The sequence below is a fragment of the Paenibacillus sp. FSL M7-0420 genome, from assembly GCF_038002345.1.
Lineage (GTDB): Bacteria > Bacillota > Bacilli > Paenibacillales > Paenibacillaceae > Paenibacillus_AQ.
Genome location: NZ_JBBOCJ010000001.1, coordinates 406,336 through 423,968 on the forward strand (window position 1 = coordinate 406,336; position 17,633 = coordinate 423,968).

15 protein-coding genes are annotated in these 17,633 nt (G+C 55.2%); 13 read left to right on the plus strand and 2 right to left on the minus strand.

Features of this window, described 5'->3' with window-relative positions; translation table 11 throughout:
• Positions 1-425 precede the first annotated feature (425 nt).
• The 9 genes from purM (at position 426) to ilvA (ending at position 12,320) form a co-directional block, all read left to right on the plus strand.
• Positions 426-1,466 carry a phosphoribosylformylglycinamidine cyclo-ligase gene (gene purM, locus MKX51_RS01735; RefSeq protein WP_340990966.1) on the plus strand — a complete coding sequence of 347 codons (1,041 nt, stop codon included), beginning with the start codon at positions 426-428 and terminating at the stop codon, positions 1,464-1,466.
• On the plus strand, positions 1,466-2,080 hold the full coding sequence (purN, locus tag MKX51_RS01740; protein WP_340990967.1) for a phosphoribosylglycinamide formyltransferase: 615 nt from the start codon (positions 1,466-1,468) through the stop codon (positions 2,078-2,080). The genes purM and purN overlap by 1 nt, the downstream gene beginning before the upstream one ends.
• 403 nt (positions 2,081-2,483) lie before the next feature.
• Positions 2,484-4,031: a bifunctional phosphoribosylaminoimidazolecarboxamide formyltransferase/IMP cyclohydrolase gene (gene purH / locus MKX51_RS01745; protein WP_340990968.1), complete on the plus strand. Its 1,548-nt coding sequence runs from the start codon at positions 2,484-2,486 to the stop codon at positions 4,029-4,031.
• A 23-nt stretch (positions 4,032-4,054) separates the two neighbouring features.
• A complete protein-coding gene (gene purD, locus MKX51_RS01750; RefSeq protein WP_340990969.1) occupies positions 4,055-5,320 on the plus strand; it encodes a phosphoribosylamine--glycine ligase in 1,266 nt (421 codons plus the stop codon).
• 211 nt (positions 5,321-5,531) lie between these two features.
• Positions 5,532-6,854 (plus strand): SEC-C metal-binding domain-containing protein, encoded by a 1,323-nt coding sequence (locus MKX51_RS01755; protein WP_340990970.1) that lies wholly within the window; start codon positions 5,532-5,534, stop codon positions 6,852-6,854.
• Positions 6,855-7,083: 229 nt separating this feature from the next.
• Positions 7,084-7,926 carry an NmrA family NAD(P)-binding protein gene (locus tag MKX51_RS01760; protein WP_340990971.1) on the plus strand — a complete coding sequence of 281 codons (843 nt, stop codon included), beginning with the start codon at positions 7,084-7,086 and terminating at the stop codon, positions 7,924-7,926.
• A gap of 45 nt (positions 7,927-7,971) precedes the next feature.
• Positions 7,972-8,463: a PadR family transcriptional regulator gene (locus tag MKX51_RS01765; RefSeq protein WP_340995467.1), complete on the plus strand. Its 492-nt coding sequence runs from the start codon at positions 7,972-7,974 to the stop codon at positions 8,461-8,463.
• 311 nt (positions 8,464-8,774) lie between these two features.
• Positions 8,775-10,859: a methyl-accepting chemotaxis protein gene (locus MKX51_RS01770; protein ID WP_340990972.1), complete on the plus strand. Its 2,085-nt coding sequence runs from the start codon at positions 8,775-8,777 to the stop codon at positions 10,857-10,859.
• Positions 10,860-11,057: 198 nt separating this feature from the next.
• Positions 11,058-12,320, plus strand: a complete 1,263-nt coding sequence (gene ilvA / locus MKX51_RS01775; RefSeq protein WP_076080190.1) for a threonine ammonia-lyase IlvA — start codon at positions 11,058-11,060, stop codon at positions 12,318-12,320.
• A gap of 94 nt (positions 12,321-12,414) precedes the next feature.
• Here the strand turns inward: ilvA and MKX51_RS01780 are convergent, their stop codons facing one another.
• Together MKX51_RS01780 and MKX51_RS01785 are read right to left on the minus strand one after the other, a co-directional pair.
• On the minus strand, positions 12,415-13,353 hold the full coding sequence (locus MKX51_RS01780) for a hypothetical protein (RefSeq protein ID WP_340990973.1): 939 nt from the start codon (positions 13,351-13,353) through the stop codon (positions 12,415-12,417).
• A 41-nt stretch (positions 13,354-13,394) separates the two neighbouring features.
• Positions 13,395-14,057 carry a DUF1129 family protein gene (locus MKX51_RS01785; RefSeq protein ID WP_340990974.1) on the minus strand — a complete coding sequence of 221 codons (663 nt, stop codon included), beginning with the start codon at positions 14,055-14,057 and terminating at the stop codon, positions 13,395-13,397.
• 185 nt (positions 14,058-14,242) lie between these two features.
• Here MKX51_RS01785 and MKX51_RS01790 point away from each other — a divergent pair, with 185 nt between their 5' ends.
• The 4 genes from MKX51_RS01790 (at position 14,243) to MKX51_RS01805 (ending at position 17,623) form a co-directional block, all read left to right on the plus strand.
• Entirely contained in the window at positions 14,243-14,443 is a 201-nt protein-coding gene (locus MKX51_RS01790) for a hypothetical protein (RefSeq protein WP_340944354.1), read from the plus strand.
• Between the two features lie 204 nt (positions 14,444-14,647).
• Positions 14,648-15,478 (plus strand): alpha/beta hydrolase family protein, encoded by an 831-nt coding sequence (locus tag MKX51_RS01795; RefSeq protein ID WP_036730916.1) that lies wholly within the window; start codon positions 14,648-14,650, stop codon positions 15,476-15,478.
• Positions 15,479-15,561: 83 nt separating this feature from the next.
• Positions 15,562-16,353 carry a DODA-type extradiol aromatic ring-opening family dioxygenase gene (locus MKX51_RS01800; protein WP_340990975.1) on the plus strand — a complete coding sequence of 264 codons (792 nt, stop codon included), beginning with the start codon at positions 15,562-15,564 and terminating at the stop codon, positions 16,351-16,353.
• A gap of 154 nt (positions 16,354-16,507) precedes the next feature.
• The gene (locus MKX51_RS01805; RefSeq protein WP_340990976.1) at positions 16,508-17,623 is read left to right on the plus strand and encodes a DUF3048 domain-containing protein; all 1,116 of its coding nucleotides are present in this window, start codon (positions 16,508-16,510) and stop codon (positions 17,621-17,623) included.
• Positions 17,624-17,633: the final 10 nt, after the last annotated feature.

Sequence of the window (17,633 nt, forward strand, 5' to 3'; positions counted from 1 at the left end):
GCTGTCGCACAATCGGAGGCTCTGTCGCCCCAGAGACCGCACGGCTTCGCCCCGTGCGGGGAGAGCTCCCGTCCCTGTCCTGTTTGCTATCGCAAAGTCGGGGGAGCGGTTGCCTAAGGAGGCGCTGGGCTTCGCACAGCGCCGACCCCTTGCCGCTGTGCAAGGCGCGAAATTTCGGCTTGCGGCACGGGTTTGAAAACCCGGTGGTTGGAGTCATGGAGAGGAATTTTGGAACTGTAGGAGCGGTAGCGTCCGCCTTTATATTTGAATTTCTACCGCGGCCGGCGGTTCTAATCAGGAAATCCAAATATAACAGCGGCCGGAAGTCCAAATATTCCTCGGAATGACGACTATAACCACCTGTCTTTTCAATCACTGCCGCCCCGAACCCGCGCTCTAAACTAATTTAAATGAGGTGCTCAAAAGTGTCGGAAGCTTATAAAAACGCCGGAGTGGATATTGCGGCTGGCAATGAAGCCGTAGAACGCATGAAGAAGCATGTGAAGCGCACATACCGGCCGGAAGTGATGACCGAGCTGGGCGGCTTCGGCGCCCTGTTCGGCCTGAATAAGGACAAGTACGAAGAGCCGGTTCTCGTATCGGGAACAGACGGTGTGGGCACGAAGCTGAAGATCGCGTTCGCGGCTGACCGCCACGACACGATTGGCATCGATGCGGTCGCCATGTGCGTGAATGACATCGTGGTGCAGGGCGCTGAGCCGCTGTTCTTCCTCGATTATCTGGCCTGCGATAAGGTCGTGCCGGAGAAGATTGAGGCGATCGTAGCCGGGATCGCGGAAGGCTGCCATCAGGCGGGCTGCGCGCTGATCGGCGGCGAGACCGCCGAGATGCCGGGCATGTATGCGGCTGGCGAATATGATATCGCCGGATTCACCGTAGGTGTGGCCGATAAGGCCAAGCTGGTGACGGGAGCGGACATCGCTCCTGGAGACATTGTGATAGGCCTGGCTTCGAGCGGGATTCACAGCAACGGCTTCTCGCTGGTGCGCAAGCTTTTGCTGGAAGAGGGCGGCTACGGCTTGAATGATGTCGTGCCTGAACTCGGGGCTCCCCTCGTAGATGTACTGCTGGCTCCGACCAAAATCTACGTGAAGCCGCTGCTCGCTCTGCTCGAACAGCTTCCGGTCAAGGGCATGGCCCATATTACCGGCGGCGGGTTCATCGAGAACATTCCCCGCGTATTGCCGGAGCATGTGAATGTAGAGATCAACTACGGCTCCTGGCCGATTCAGCCGGTCTTCAGCCTGATGCAGAGCAAGGGGCAGGTAAGCAACCGCGACATGTTCACAACGTTCAATATGGGCGTGGGACTGGTGCTGGTCGTGGCTGAAGCGGACGGAGAGCGTGCCCTTGCGCTGCTTAAGGCCAGCGGGGAAGAGGCTTACCGGATCGGCACAGTTACTGAAGGAGAGCGCATCGTTACCTTTACGGGAGCTGAAGTCTGATGGAGTGGAGCCGAATCGCTGTCTTTGCCTCCGGAACGGGCAGCAATTTCGCTGCACTGGTCCGGGCACAGCGGGAGGGCAGGCTGGGCGGAGGCAGCATAGAGCTGCTGGTCTCGGACAAGCCGGAAGCGCCTGTAGCACAGCGGGCAGAGGAGGCAGGAATTCCTGCTCTGCTGCTGCGGCCGAAGGACTTCGCGGGCCGGGAGCAGTACGAGGCCGCGATTGTGGCTGAATTGCAGCGCCGGAACATCGGACTGGTGGTGCTGGCCGGCTACATGCGGCTGATCTCCCCCGTCCTGCTCGCACCGTATGCCGGACGGATCATCAACATTCATCCTTCGCTGCTGCCGGCGTTTGCCGGGAAGGACGCGATCGGGCAGGCGATGGAGTACGGCGTGAAGCTGACGGGCGTGACCGTGCATTTTGTCGATGGAGGCATGGACACCGGACCGGTGATCGCCCAGCGCAGCGTGGAGGTCCAGTCTGGAGATACCGCCCAATCGCTGGCTGCACGCATCCATCAGGTGGAATACGCGCTGTATCCTGAGGTAGTGAGTGCTTTTGCCGCCGGAAAAGTAGAATTGAACGGAAGAATGACGACCATTGCCGATTAAGCGAAGCTGCTGCATAGCTGCTTGTTGACTGTTGAACCGGAGTGATTTCGACATTTCAGGCAAACTGCGGCCGATTCTGATATTTCTCGGGAAATACTTCACAAGTGGCAATATTTGACGGAGGATCTGGCGGTATAGCCGGAAATTGCGGAAATACAGGATTGCTGCCGTAAGGACAAAAGCATATATAGCAGGACAGAAGCAACCAAAACAACTGATTACCTAAATTACCAGCTTATTTTACAGGATTCGCCGCTGCAATCATCCGCAGTTCATCCGGCAATCATTCATAGCTCCATAGGTACAAGGTAATTCTGATATGAAGCTTCAGAACAGCTGAACCCATAAGCAATCGTACAACACCCCAATAATCTAGCGTGAATCCAGAGGAGGACTATTCAAAGTGAGTATCAAGAGAGCGCTGGTCAGCGTATCGGACAAACAGGGCATCGTGGATTTTTGCCGCGAGTTGTCTGCATTAGGCGTAGAAATTATCTCCACAGGCGGCACCAGCACACTTTTGGCGAAGGAAGGCGTTCCGGTCATTGGCATCTCTGATGTTACCGGCTTCCCTGAGATCATGGATGGACGCGTCAAAACTCTGCACCCGGCCGTACACAGCGGCCTCCTGGCCGTTCGTGACAACGAAGAGCATACCCGTCAGATGAATGAGCTTGGCCTTGATTACATCGACCTCGTCGTGGTGAATCTGTATCCGTTCGCGGAGACGATTGCCAAGCCGGATGTGTCTTATGAAGAGGCTATCGAGAACATCGATATCGGCGGACCGACCATGCTGCGTTCTGCGGCGAAGAACCATGCGTTTGTCAGTGTGGTGGTCGATGCGGCCGACTATGCGAATGTGCTTGAAGAAGTACGCGCCGGTGGAGATACAACCCTTGCTACCCGCAAACGTCTTGCGGCCAAAGTCTTCCGCCATACGGCGGCTTACGACGCCCTGATTGCCGATTATCTGGCGAATGTCACCGGTGAACCGCTGCCGGAGCGCTATACGGTCACTTATGAGAAAATCCAGGATCTGCGCTACGGCGAGAACCCGCATCAGAAGGCTGCATTCTACCGCAAGCCGCTGGCGGCGCAGGATACCCTTACGGCTGCCGAGCAGCTGCACGGTAAAGAGCTGTCCTACAACAACATCAATGACGCGAACGCAGCGCTCCAGATTGTCAAAGAATTCGAAGAGCCTGCCGTTGTAGCTGTGAAGCATATGAATCCTTGCGGTGTGGGCGTGGGCACAAGCGTCTATGAAGCGTATCAAAAAGCGTACAATGCGGACCCTACCTCCATCTTCGGCGGCATTGTTGCTGCTAACCGGATTATTGATGCGGACACGGCTAATCTGCTGAAGGATATTTTCCTCGAAATCGTCCTGGCCCCAGGCTTCACGGATGAAGCGCTGGAGATCCTGACGAAGAAAAAGAATATCCGCCTGCTTAAGCTGGGCAACCTCAGCACTGCTGCATCCCGTAAAAGCAGCTTTGTGGTCACTTCCATTGAAGGGGGAATGGTGGTGCAGGAGAGCGACGTACACTCCGTGAATCCTGAGGAATTGCAAGTGGTAACCGACCGTAAGCCTACCGAAGAAGAGCTGAAGCAGCTGTTGTTCGGCTGGAAGGTCGTGAAGCATGTGAAGTCCAACGCCATCGTGCTGGCGGCTGACGATATGACAGTCGGTGTAGGTGCAGGACAGATGAACCGTGTCGGTGCGGCCAAGATTGCCATTGAACAAGCAGGCGAGAAAGCGAAGGGTGCTGTGCTGGCATCAGATGCCTTCTTCCCGATGGGCGATACCCTGGAAATGGCTGCGAAGGCGGGCATTACGGCAGTGATTCAGCCGGGAGGCTCGATCAAGGACGAGGAATCGATTAAGGTTGCCAATGAATACGGCATTGCCATGGTCTTCACCGGCGTACGCCATTTCAAACACTAGCACGCTGGGAGGATCAGAGCCTTATGGATATTTTAGTAGTCGGCGGCGGCGGACGCGAGCATGCGATCATCTGGAGCTTGTCCCGCAGTCCCCGTGCCGGTAAAATCTACTGCGCGCCCGGCAATGCCGGGATTGCGCAGCTTGCGGAATGTGTACCGATCGGCGTCTTCGAGTTCGATAAGCTGACCGCTTTTGCCAAGGAGAAGAAGGTGGGCCTGGTGGTCATCGGACCGGATGATCCGCTCGCTGCAGGCATTGTGGATGCCTTCGAAGCCCAGGATATCCCTGTATTCGGCCCGCGGAAGAATGCCGCAGAGATTGAGGGCAGCAAGACCTTCATGAAGGATCTGCTGCATAAATACAGCATTCCGACAGCCGATTATGAGAAATTCAGCGATTATGAGACAGCCTTGTCTTATCTGCGGAGTCAAGAAGTGCCGATTGTCATCAAGGCGGACGGCCTGGCCGCAGGCAAAGGGGTAACCGTGGCGTATTCCCGTGAGGAAGCGGAGCAGGCCCTTCAGGAGATCATGGTCGACAAGGTTTTCGGGGAAGCAGGGGCGCAGGTCGTCATTGAAGAGTTCCTTGCCGGGCAGGAAATGTCGATTCTGGCGTTCGTGGATGGCGAAACGGTGCGGCCGATGGCTGCGGCCCAGGACCATAAGCCTGTATTCGACGGCGATAAAGGACCTAATACGGGAGGCATGGGGACATATTCCCCGCTTCCGCATATCGATGAAGCGATCATCCGTGAAGCGGTGGAGACGATTATTGAGCCGACAGCCAGAGCGATGGTGGCTGAGGGCCGTCCCTTCAGCGGAGTGCTGTTCGCAGGACTGATGATCTCGCCGGACGGCAGACCGAAGACAATTGAGTTCAATGCCCGCTTCGGGGACCCGGAGACACAGGTGGTTCTTCCCCGTCTGCGAAGCGATCTGCTGGAGATTTTCCTGGCTGTGACCGAAGGCAGACTCGCCGATATTCCGATCGAGTGGAGCATTGAGGCGGCAGTCTGCGTGGTGCTGGCCTCGGAGGGATATCCCGGGCCTTACCCGAAGGGTGTGCCGATCAGCGGGCTGGAAGACAGCGGCTCGGCGCTTGTCTTCCATGCCGGTACCGCACGCAGCGAAGACGGAGGCTGGGTGACCGCCGGCGGCCGTGTGCTTGGGGTGGTAGGCCTAGGGGCAACCATTGCGGAAGCACGTACATCGGCCTATGCCAGTGCGGAGATTATCACGTTTGCAGGTAAACAGAACCGCAGTGATATCGCAATGAAGGCACTGGTCTGAGGAGAAAGTCCCAAAAAAAGGACTGACAAGTTGTAGGAGAAGTGCTATAATACAACTCGTACGGGGGAAAATGTGCGGATATATACAGATAAAGGGTCTTTCCTTTCTAAGGAAAGGCCTTTTTTAACAATTCCATAACGAATGCTATAATAGTACAATAACAGCGATGCTTATGCGGATGTACAGTTACTGATTTAAGGGGGAATTCGTTTTGAGTAAGGTAGGAAGAAATGACTTATGCCCGTGTGGAAGCGGGAACAAATATAAGAAATGCTGCATGGAAAAAGACCGGTTGGCAGCCCAGTCGATGCTGCGGCTGGTTACAGCAGGGGATGCAGCGGCGCAAGCACCTGTAACCATACCCGGCGTAATCGTGCACGAGGAACAGCCGGCTACGGTAAGTGCCGCCCCTGCTGCGGGCAAGCTTACGCTGCCCAAGCTGAAGAAGATGGTGGCGAAGGAGCTGAACTGGGAGCATCCGGCCCATGAACAGCTGGCGCTGGAGCTGATCGAGCACATGAGAGAACAGTATGACCGGGAGCTGATCCTGGAAGCACTGCTGCTGTGGAACGGCTTCTCCCGCCAGACCAAGCCGGCCGTGAAGAAGACCGGCTCCTTCTGTGCGGCGATCGAATACCTGCTGTCCGAGGAGTACGGCTTCATGCTGTCGCAGGCGGAGCTGGCGGACAAATACGCGGTTACCACGGCCACGATCTCCCGCAAGGTTAAAGAGATCTATAACTATGTCGAGGAATACGGCATGGCCGGGGAAGCGGACGAATTGATGGCGCTGAACGGAGCGGGAACTCCGCAGGAGAAGGCACAGACCCTTCTGGCCCAAGCCATGGAGGCAACCTCTGCGAAGCGCCGGGTGCAGCTGGCGGAGAAGGCGCTGGAGCTCTATCCTGACAGCCCGGAAGCCTACCTTATTCTGGCCGAGGAGACGGAGAATGAGGAGGACGCCCGTGAGCTGCTGAAGGCGGGAATCGCCGCAGGCAGACGGGAGCTGGGCGAGTCTTATTTTACGAAGCATAAAGGGTTCTTCTGGGGGCTCTATGAGACCCGCCCTTATATCCGTATCTGCCAGAGCTACGCGGAATCCTGCTGGTTCGGCGGTAAGGCGGAGGAAGCAACAGAGATGCTGGAGCATATTCTGGAGCTGAATGAGGATGATAATACCGGTGCCCGCTATCTGCTGACTGCTGTATACCTGTATAGCAACCAGCTTGAAGAGGCTGAGCGGATCATTAAGAAATACGGTGAAGAGGATGCGGCGGCGGCTTTTGCCTATGACCGGATTGTACTGGAGTTTAAGAAGAACGGTATTACCTCGCAGCTCAAAATGCTCTACCGCATAGCCCGCGGAGTGAACGAGCATGTGCCGGATTACCTGCTGGGCATGAAGCGGCTGCCGCATAATCTTCCGGATTTTGTCGGCATGGGTGATCCCAATGAAGCGATTGAATATGTAATTATGCACTCGCGCTTGTGGGCGAGCCTGCCGGATCTGCTTAAGTGGATGCTGAAGCAATAGACATCATATAGGATAGCAGAGCACAGTCCTCCGGGGCTGTGTTTTTTTATGGAGATTAGGAGTGACCTCGCTGATTTCACCGCACACCGGCCGTGTATGAGAAAAACCGAACACATTCGGCGAGGCGGAGGTGTAAAGACCATATTACCCCTTGCGATCCTAGTCTAATTAGACTATATTATGTGATATGGTCTAATTAGACTAAATTATCTGAAAAGAGGTCCTCCTAATGCTATTTATTACTGGAGCAACTGGAACCGTTGGAAGCCGGGTTGTACATTCCCTCAAGTCTAAGGCTGTCAATTTCAAAGCCCTCACCCGCACACCTGAGAAGCTGATGAGCGATCAGACCGGTCACATGACGATCGTCACTGGGGATATTAAGGATTGCAGTGCCTGGTCAGACAGCCTGCACGGCGTGGAGACCTTATTCCTGATCCTCCTGGATGATGCCGAAGAGATTCTGCAGACAGCCCGGTCCAAGGGTGTGCGGAACATCGTGTTCTTATCCTCTGCCTCCATCAACCGCTCGGATGCCGCTTACAACGAGAACGCTATGAAACATAAGAAGGTTGAGGAGCAGATTCAGGCGTATGGCTTTCAGTATGTGTTTATCCGGGCCGAGGCCTTCATGCATAATACCATTTACTGGAGGGACCTTTTTAGATACAATAAGGGGACGATCCGGTTACCGGCCTTGGAGGCTAAGCTGGCGAGCGTACATGAAGAAGATATTGCCGGGGTTATCAGTGTGGTTGTAACGGATTTTGACAGATTCTCCGGGCAGGTCTTGACGCTCACAGGAGCCAATATTCTTAGCCAGCGGAATATCCTGACCGAAATCTCTAAGCAGCTGGGACAATCCATTACACTGGAAGAGCAGACCATCGATGACTTCCGTTCTTATATGAGCAAGTACATCGCTGAAGAATACATTACCCTTAGAGTTCAGGACTGGGAGTATACCCTGAAGCATAAGCTCGCCGTGACCGACACGGTGCTGACGATTCTTGGCCGGGAGCCCTATACGTTCCGGGAATGGATTGCGGAGCATCTCGGTGATTTTCAATAAATACAGAAAGAGGAATTCGCTATTATACCCTTACTTATACTGGGTCTGCTTAAGGATTGCGGACAATCCAGCGCTTATGAATTGCTCAGTGTCTTCAAGGAGCGGGATTACAAGTATCTTGTTCATATGACGAAGGGATCGCTGTACTATAACCTCCAGAAGTTAGCGGGGGAAGGCTTGGTCCGGCTGGTGGAGGTCGTCAGTGTGAACAATTATCCCGAGCAATACATCTACGAGATTACACCGCAGGGCGACGAGCATTTCAAAGCGCTGATGGCCAAGTACTCGCTGCAGACAGACGATATTACGTTAACCTTTTATATGACGACGCTGTTCGCTCACCAATATGATCCTGAGCAATTTAAGGCGGCTGTTGCTGTGCAGATGGAGCAGACACGGCGCAAAATTGCTGAAATTGACCATGCGCTGGATGCCAAGCAAGATAAGATCTACGATATGGCAAAATCGATGATGAATAATGTCAGAGCGCACCATGAATTGAACCTGAAATGGTTTCAGGAGCTGCTGGAACAGTAGTGCGGCAGATTGCTGGATAAGATGAATTGGAAAATTGGTATATAGAGATATGCTCCCTTTTGTTTGCTGAATACAGCAGATACAAGGGAGTATTTTTTTGTGGAAATAACCTGACATGAATAAGCGGTGATATGGGTAAATAAGAGGTTTGACTCGATAATTATGAGAAAATACCTGACATGGACACACTTATTTCACAGCCTATGGGAAAACGGTACAGGGATAAAGGGATTTTTTGCAGAAATAAGTCGAAAAGACAGAGAAGATTCGGGACAGCCCCGAGTCTTTATACATGGAAGGTGGGAGGGTCTATGGCACTGGGAAAGAGTAAGAGGGTCAAGGAGAGGGGGCTTATCGGCTCACTCCGTAATATGGGGATTCGCGGCAAGCTGTTTTTGTCAGTGATTCTGTCTGTGGTGGTTATTTTCGCGACTGTGTCTGTAGTGATCTACAGCAATGCCAAGCAGCTTATCGTGGACGGGCTGAAGAGCTCGCTGACGTATGAGAAAGGGGCGATCGGGGTGCAGGTCAATGACCTGCTGCAGCCTGCTGTGGACAGTGTGGCGCTTCTCAATGCCAACGCCTACCTCCGCGATTTCATTCTAAGGGTGAAGGATGCACAGACGCTGAAGACTACGGACGGGTACACGGAACTGATCGAGACGCTGAACCTGATCAAGAACAACAATAAGAATCTGCTTAATGTATACATAGGTCTGGATGCGGTGAACAAGGTGATTACCCAGGATGAATTCGAGCCTCCGGCAGACTACGTGCTGAAGGAGCGAAGCTGGTATTCCGCTGCGGCTGCGAACAAGCGTGTAACGATTACCAATCCTTATATTGATGCCGGGTCAGGCAAAATGGTCGTCAGTGTCAGCACACCGCTGCTTGATGATTCCGGCAGGCTGATCGGCGTGGCGAGTGCAGATATTTCGATTGAGCAGATTACAGCTGCGCTGGGCGCTTTTCATTATAAAGGCAGCGGCTATGCCGTGCTGATTGATGAGACGGGGACCTTCATCTATCATCCCAATCCGGATCATATTCTGCTGAAGAAGATGGCTGATCTGGGCGGATTGTGGAAGACGGTCGGCGATAAAATGCTGCAGTGGGGCTCAAATGTCATCCAGGCGGACATAGACGGCGAGCCCAGCTATGTATCCTATTCACCGGCTGTGGCTAACCAGTGGTCAGTCGCGCTGATCGTACCGCAGAAGCATGCGGAGCTGGAGCTGAAGCGTTTCGAGCTGATTTTCTTCCTTTCGATTATTGCTTCAATCGCGGTGCTGTCTGTTCTGCTGTATCTGGTCTCGGGCAGTATTCTGAAGCAGATTCCGCTCCTCACGGCTGCGTTCGGGCAGGCGAAGGCGGGGGACCTGTCGGTAAGGGCAAGGGTAACTGCGGGAGGCGAGATCGGGGTGCTGGCTGAGGGCTTCAACGATATGATTGCCTCGCAGCAGTCGCTGATTCAGGAGATCATGCACAGCTCGCAGAGTATCTCGGGCGCGGTTGGGAATACAGAGCAGAATGTATTCGTGCTGGATGGCAGCATCACCGATATCTCGGGGGTTACGGAGGAGTTGTCCGCAGGCTTGCAGCAGACCGCCGCCTCGATGGAGGAGATGAATGCCAGCACAACCCAGATCGAGGCGGCGATCAACGGGATTGCCCGCAAAGCCCAGGAGGGGGCGGAAGCCGCCGGAGAAATTAACCTGCGGGCGGAGCGGCTGAAGGAGAGAGCCTGGGAATCCCGCACACAGGCGGATACCGTCTACGGGCTTAGCGAAGAGAAGCTGCGCACGGCCATTGAACAGTCGGGATCGATCTCGCAGATCAGTACGCTTACGGGCGCTATTCTGGAGATCGCCGCCCAGACCAACCTGTTATCGCTGAATGCTTCAATTGAGGCGGCAAGGGCAGGGGAAGCGGGCCGGGGGTTCGCTGTAGTGGCAGAGGAGATCCGTAAGCTGGCCGACAACTCGCGTGAGACGGTGACTGAGATCCAGGGAGTGACCGGGGCGGTAGTCCAGGCGGTGTCCAATCTGGTGGAGGCTGCGGAGAGTATGCTTGGCTTCATGGACAGCCAGGTGAAGAAGGACTACGATGCCATGCAGGAGACCGGAGAGCGGTACAGTGAGGATGCCCGGTATATCGAGGAGCTGGTGACGGACTTCAGCGCCACCTCGGAAGAGCTGCTGACTTCCATCCAGAGCATGCTTACTGCGATCAGTGAGACAGGCAGTGCGACGAATGAGGGAGCGGAAGGAGCGGGAGTCATTGCTGCCGGAGCAGAGCAGATCATCGGGCGGTCCGGCAGCATCGTAGCCGAGATGGAGGAGATCAAGCTTAGCTCGGCGCAGTTGCTGAGTGCGGTGTCGAGGTTTAAGGTATAGAGGGCTGTGTTGAGCGGGCGGTCCGGCAGATAGATGCCGGGCCGCCCGCTTGCTTATAGGCCGGGGAGCTGCAGGTTACAATTCCACTCTCAGTGGATGTTATGGTGTGTGGGGAGGACAAGGGTTGAAAAAAAGTCCTTGGAAGAGTATGTTACAAGAAGCGAAACGATAAGAAAGAGACAGTGAGGCGGGGAAAACATGAGAGAAGGCGAAAACCGGATCGTAGGAATGGAAGATATTGTACGCGCGCACCATGTGCTGCGGGAGGTTATCGTCCGTACGCCGCTCCAGCTGGATGCGGTATTGTCGGCCAAATACGGCTGTAATGTGTACTTGAAACGTGAGGATCTGCAGATTGTACGCTCCTTCAAAATCCGGGGAGCCTATAATATGATCCGCAGTCTGTCTGACGAGGACAGAGCCAAGGGCATCGTCTGCGCCAGCGCGGGAAATCATGCCCAGGGCGTGGCTTATTCCTGCAAGGCACTAGGCATCAAAGGCAAGATATTCATGCCGAGCACTACTCCTAATCAGAAGATTAAGCAGGTCCGGCGCTTCGGCGGCGAATTCGTTGAGGTGATTCTGAAGGGGGATACCTTCGATGATGCTTACGATGAAGCGCTGCAGGCTTGCATTGACCATAGCATGACGCTGATTCACCCGTTCGATGAGCCGCGTATTATTGCCGGCAACGGAACCATTGCCATGGAGGTGATGGAGAATCTGGACAAGCCAGCGGACTTCGTGTTCGTCACCATCGGCGGCGGCGGGCTGGCAGCCGGTGTAGCCACCTATATCAAGACGGTGAGTCCGGCAACCAAGGTTATTGGTGTGGAGCCTAGCGGCGCGGCTTCGATGAGTGAGGCCATGCAGAGCGGTGAGGTAATCACCCTGAAGGAGATCAACAAATTCGTGGACGGCGCGGCGGTGAAGCGTGTCGGCGGCCTGACCTTCGATATCTGCTCGAAGCTGCTGGATGATGTGGTGAAGGTGCCGGAGGGCAAGGCGTGTACCACCATTCTGGAGCTGTATAATGAGAATGCGATTGTAGTGGAGCCTGCCGGTTCCCTCCCCATTGCTGCACTGGACATGTACCGTGATCAGATCCGGGGCAAAAGCGTGGTCTGCATCGTCAGCGGCGGCAACAACGATATTGACCGGATGCAGGAGATCAAGGAGCGTTCCCTGATCTATGAGGGTCTTAAGCATTACTTCATGGTCAACTTCCCGCAGCGCGCGGGCGCCCTGCGCGAGTTCCTGACCGAGGTGGTCGGACCGGATGATGATATTACCCGGTTCGAGTACACGAAGAAGAATGAGAAGGAGAACGGCCCGGCCCTGGTCGGCATTGAACTGATGTCTACCGATGCCTACGCCCCGCTGATTGAGCGGATGAAGCAGAAGGGCGTCGATTACGTGGAGATTAACAAGGATGTTAATCTGTTCAGTATGCTGATCTGAGGTGCGGCGGGTAGCTGCATATAGACAAAGTAAGCCCCGCCCAGCAAAGTCTGGACGGGGCTGTTTCACGTTGTATGGGATTTAATTGAACCGCCTACAGCTGGGGCACCTCAGTCTTCAGATACTGCTCCGCTGCGTCGTCCAGCAGGTAGCCGTTACTCTTCATCAGCTTCATGAAGCCCTCAAGCTTCTGCAGGAAGGCGCTGGAGCTGCCGTTCTTGGCCAGGATGCTGGCGTAAGCCTTCTGCGCTTCCAGATCCATCTCCAGATTATCGTAATGGAAGAGCGGGGTGTTATTCAGGCCGTAGAAGGTGTTCACAGCATACTGGTTGTAAAGCTTCTTAACGGCCTGTACCCGGTTGGATGTGGGATAGGTCTGGATGAATTGCTCCTGGGTCAGCGCACGGTCGGCTACCTCGCCCCAAGCAATGATCAATCCGTTATCCTTGGAAGGAGGCAGATCTGATTCAGCTGCCATAATGGAAATATAGCTGCTGATATCCTCCGTTACATAAGGCTTATATTTGCGGTAATCCGCATAATCAATCACCGGGTAAAAGCTGCCCTCGGCGGTATCCAGCTTGTATCCGCTCTCTCCCGCACTTTGCAGCAGGGCGCGCAAGGAAGCGTTATCTGTACTCTCAGCCAGCTTCTCCATGCTGACTCCCCCTCTGTAGACGGTGAGGAGCTTCCGCTGGACCTCGCTGCTGCTGAATTTCTTCTCCCAGGAGGGCAGCAGCGCCTTATGCAGGTTCTCCAGCTTCAGCGTCAGTACAGTCGCCTGATAAGGAGTGACTGCATACAGCTTTGTCTTCATATAGGCAATGGCACCCGGCAGGTTACCGCTGGACAGCAGCGGCAGCGCGGCTTTATAGACCGCTTCTGCATGGCTGGCAGTCTTAGCGCTTGCAGCTGCACCGGAAGTGCCTGTCCGGCTGCTTCCGCTGCCTTCGGCACCGGCCGGGACGGCTGCGCCTGCCTGAAGCCCTATGAGCAGGGCGATTGCGGCGGATATAACGGCATGCTTGTTCATTCGAGTCTCCTCCTGTGTGGAATGGATGTGGGATACAGTCTCTAAGATGGGAAGAATATGAATTTCAGCCCCAGTCCTCCGGCAGCGGCCAGCGCCAGACTGACCCAGGGCGAGACCGGAATCACCGGGAACAGATTATCGAGGAATATGCCGGCGAATACCGCAATCACAGCAATTCCGATGTAGATGCCCAGGGCCTTAATGTCGAAGGTCTTGGGCTTCGGACTGTCATCCTCCGACAGGGAGGCCATCCATTTCATAATAAGCTCAACCAGCAGGATGGAGCCTGCGCCGACAACGACCAGCGTGAATAGACTGAGCTGGCCGAAGAGTTCGTGCGGGCCGCCGCTCCACTGTGTGATCAGACCGGCAACGCCCATCGTCCCGAACAGCAGGGTCAGGGCGGACCAGGAGATCATCAGGGAGTTATTCAGCCGGCTGCGCGGTGTGCGCGGCGGGGCGCTGTCCATCACGTCCTTGAAATAATCACCGGGCTTCCCGCCAAAAATCTGCTTGGCATTCTTGCCCTTGGCTTGTCCCTTCAGCAGCAGCTCAGCCGCCTCCAGCAGCAGCTCCTCTGCACGTACAGCATCTACTGAACTGGCGCGCATCGCCAGAATCATATCTTCGAAATAAGAGCGGTTAGACGGCGTCATCTGCTCCCGCAGCAGGTTGTTCTGCTTCATCATAGCTTTGACTTTCATAGTGTGGACCTATACCTCCAGCATTGAGTGATCAGGATACCTTCAACCTAGAGTATACGTTTGTGCACCAGCCGTGTGCAAGGACAACGTTCGTTCACGAAGGTCTGAATAATCCTTTTGGAAGAGTAAACACTGAAGAGGTGGTGGCTTCACCAACTATAGCTAGAGGGAAGGCAGGGAGCGTTATGGAACAGGACAACAAGCAGGAACCGGGCAAGGCTGTGAACGACGGCACCGCGCCTGTACCGACTAATGAAGTGGGGGACTGGGGCAATTCTGACGGCTTCAGCCTGTGGGATGCTGCGGGGCAGGGCCAGGAGAACGGGCTCGAGGATTGGGAAGGCCGGCAGGAGACACACGACATGTTTCACGACAGCTATGACTGAGTGATGCCTAAGCGGGTATGGGCCTCTTTTGCTCCTGCGGGAGTGGAAGGGGCCTTTTCTCCGGTAGAGCTGACGTAAGCTGCGGGCTTCATGCGTATTGACAACAAATTAGCACAGATATTATAATAGAGATATTAATCATACTAAGTTAATCGGAATTATCGTATTTTAAAATAAATCAGCCATTCAGGGGAGGACGCCGCAATGGAACGGAATATCATCATCCGGCATAACGGAGAGGAACTGACAGCGAGCATACATTATCCGGCCGCAGACCGGGCAGGGACAGGACGGTGCAAGAACCGGGTGCCGCTTGCAGTGATCTGCCACGGCTTCGTGGGCAGCCGGATCGGTGTCGACCGCATCTTCGTCAAGGCAGCCCGTGAGCTGGCGCAGGATGGCTATATGGTAATCCGCTTCGATTATGCGGGCTGCGGGGAGAGCAGCGGTGATTACGGCAGCGAGGATATGGAGTCGATGATCGGGCAGACCCGGGCGGTGTTGGATTACGGCATCAGCTCGGCCGATGTGGACCCGCAGCGTGTAACGCTGATCGGCCATAGTCTGGGCGGCGCGGTGGCGCTGCTGACCGGTGTACGTGACCGGCGGGTGAAGAACCTTGTACTGTGGTCAGCTGTCGGTTATCCCTTCAATGATATCGTCAAGATTGTTGGCAGAGATGCCTTCGACCGGTCGGTGAAGAGCGGTTCAGCAGATTACGCCGGCTATTCGTTCACGCCGGTATACTTCAATTCCCTGGCTGCCTTCCAGCCGTTCCAGGAAGCCGGGAAGTTCAGCGGCGATGTGCTGGTCATCCATGGAACCTCCGATGATGTGATTCCTGTGGACTATGCGTTTCTCTACCAGAAGCTGTTCTGGACCCGGCCGGAAGGACGGTGCGACAAGGAGATTATTTTCCAGGGCGATCATACCTTCTCTTCGGGTCCGGCGCAGGAGCAGGTGCTGAAGCGTACCCGGGATTGGATGAACCAGCAGGAGCATCTGCAGGAGGAATGGCAGAACTGGATGATATAGGAGCGGTAACGGCACTCGCAATGGCTAGGAATTAGCTGTAAAATAAAGGGGAAGACCATACCGGAAATGGAGGCTCTTACCCTATGAAATTACCGGCCTTTTTCATTGCGCATGGCTCCCCGCTGCTGGTACTTGAGGATAACGACTATACGCGTTTCCTGCAGCGGCTGGGTTCGGATCTGGGGAAGCCCCGCGGCATTGTGATCTTCTCAGCTCATTGGGACAGTCCCGAGCAGCTGATCACAGTGGACGCACAGCATGAAACGCAGCATGATTTCTACGGGTTCCCGGAAGAGATGTATCAGCTGAGTTATCCTGCTCCAGGTGATCCCGCACTCAGCCGCCGTATTTCGGAACTGTTCAAGAATAGTAATCTGCCCCATCAGCCCGTGCTGGGCCGGGGGCTGGATCATGGCGCCTGGGTCATCCTGAGGACCATGTTCCCGCAGGCGGATATTCCGGTCGTGGCTCTATCCGTGGATTCGCTCCGCTCGCCTGAGGAGCAGTACAACATCGGACGGATGCTTGCTCCGCTGCGCGAGGAAGGTGTCCTCCTGATTGGCAGCGGCGGTCTGGTGCATAACCTCAGGCTGCTGAAGCAGAAGGATCAGCCGGAGCCATGGGCGCTTGACTTCGACGGGTGGATTGCTGAGCGGCTTGCGGCCTGGGATCTTTCCTCCCTGTATGCCTATGAGAAGCAAGCACCGCATGTGAGGGAGGCCGTACCTACCTACGGCAAGGAACATTTCATCCCGCTCTTCTACGTAATGGGTGCAGCTGATGAAGGCAGACGCGCACAGTTAATGATCCAGGCCTACCAATACGGTACGCTCAGCCTGAACTGCTGGATGTTTGATAAATATAGGAATGAATAGAGGGTACAGCTGCTATAAGGGCTGTACCCTTTTTCTGTTGCCGATTCCACTTGACTCAAGACAAACTCTGCCAGCTATGATTAAATAAAGGAAGCGAGTTTCATAGAAGAGAATCGAGAGAAGCAAGCTGTAACTTACGATTAGGAGGAACAACGTGTCTATATCGGTGAACCGTTATGTATCCCGTCCTGTATCTGCTCTGGTCCTTGCCGCCGTGCTGCTCTCTGCCTGCAGTAACGAGCAGGCCAGCCCTGTGCCCGTACCTACGTCTGCACCAACAGCAGCGCCTACCCTGGAGCCACAGCCGACAGAAGCGGTACAGTCCCCCTCTCCTGAGCCTGCCGCCGGAGCAGTCTCCGGCTTAACAGGCCTGCCGGTTGAGGAGGAGAGCCTGCCCCGGCCGCTCGCGGTCATGATCAATAATGCCCCGGCGGCCCGCCCGCAGTCCGGGATCAGCGAGGCAGATATTCTGTACGAGGTGCTGGCCGAAGGCGGAATTACCCGGCTGATCGGTATCTTTCAGAGTCATGCCGGGGTGGTGAAGATCGGGCCGATCCGCAGTATCCGCCCTTACCTGCTGGATATCGGCGAGAGCTATGGCGGCATAACGGTGCATGCCGGAGGCAGTCCGGATGCTTATGCCATTCTGCAACGGCAGAAGAAGGCGGATATGGACGAAATCGGCCGCGCGGGGGCCTACTTCTGGCGGGACAAGGAACGCAAGGCCCCGCATAACCTGTACAGCAATGCCGCCAAGCTGCGGGAGGGGGCAGTGAAGCTGGGCTATGCGGAGAGTGTGAAGGTCCCTGGTTTTCTTTTCAATGATCCGGATTATATTCCTGTGGAGGGCACCCCGGCGCTTGCGCTGGGTGTGAACTTCCTGCTGAAGAGCTACAATGTCGGGTACCATTATAACGCAGAGCAGCGCATATACGCCCGCTGGGTGAACGGCAAGCCGCATCTCGATCTGAATAATAACCGTCCGGTGGAAGCGGCGAATATCATCGTGATGGGTTCGGATCATAAGGTGCTGGACGATGTCGGCCGGCTGCAGGTGGATACGGAGCTGGGGGGAGAAGCAGTGCTGTTACAGCGCGGCGTAGCGATGAACGGCAAGTGGTCGCGCAGCCCCGGAGACGTCATCCGGTTCGTGAAGAAGGACGGCAAGGAGGCGCTGATGTTCCCGGGGATTACCCATATTCTGATCGTTCCGAACAGCCCTTCGTTCAGCAGTCATCTCGAATACGCGCAGGCGCCTGCATCCCCCTAATTCCGGCTGG

What these genes read in the sequence shown, in the direction of transcription:
- purN (WP_340990967.1), top strand. Translation starts at nt 1,466, where the DNA reads ATGGAGTGGAGCCGAATCGCTGTCTTTGCCTCCGGAACGGGCAGCAAT.
- purD (WP_340990969.1), top strand. Translation starts at nt 4,055, where the DNA reads ATGGATATTTTAGTAGTCGGCGGCGGCGGACGCGAGCATGCGATCATC.
- MKX51_RS01760 (WP_340990971.1), top strand. Translation starts at nt 7,084, where the DNA reads ATGCTATTTATTACTGGAGCAACTGGAACCGTTGGAAGCCGGGTTGTA.
- MKX51_RS01770 (WP_340990972.1), top strand. Translation starts at nt 8,775, where the DNA reads ATGGCACTGGGAAAGAGTAAGAGGGTCAAGGAGAGGGGGCTTATCGGC.
- ilvA (WP_076080190.1), top strand. Translation starts at nt 11,058, where the DNA reads ATGAGAGAAGGCGAAAACCGGATCGTAGGAATGGAAGATATTGTACGC.
- MKX51_RS01780 (WP_340990973.1), bottom strand. Translation starts at nt 13,353, where the DNA reads ATGAACAAGCATGCCGTTATATCCGCCGCAATCGCCCTGCTCATAGGG.
- MKX51_RS01785 (WP_340990974.1), bottom strand. Translation starts at nt 14,057, where the DNA reads ATGAAAGTCAAAGCTATGATGAAGCAGAACAACCTGCTGCGGGAGCAG.
- MKX51_RS01790 (WP_340944354.1), top strand. Translation starts at nt 14,243, where the DNA reads ATGGAACAGGACAACAAGCAGGAACCGGGCAAGGCTGTGAACGACGGC.
- MKX51_RS01795 (WP_036730916.1), top strand. Translation starts at nt 14,648, where the DNA reads ATGGAACGGAATATCATCATCCGGCATAACGGAGAGGAACTGACAGCG.
- MKX51_RS01800 (WP_340990975.1), top strand. Translation starts at nt 15,562, where the DNA reads ATGAAATTACCGGCCTTTTTCATTGCGCATGGCTCCCCGCTGCTGGTA.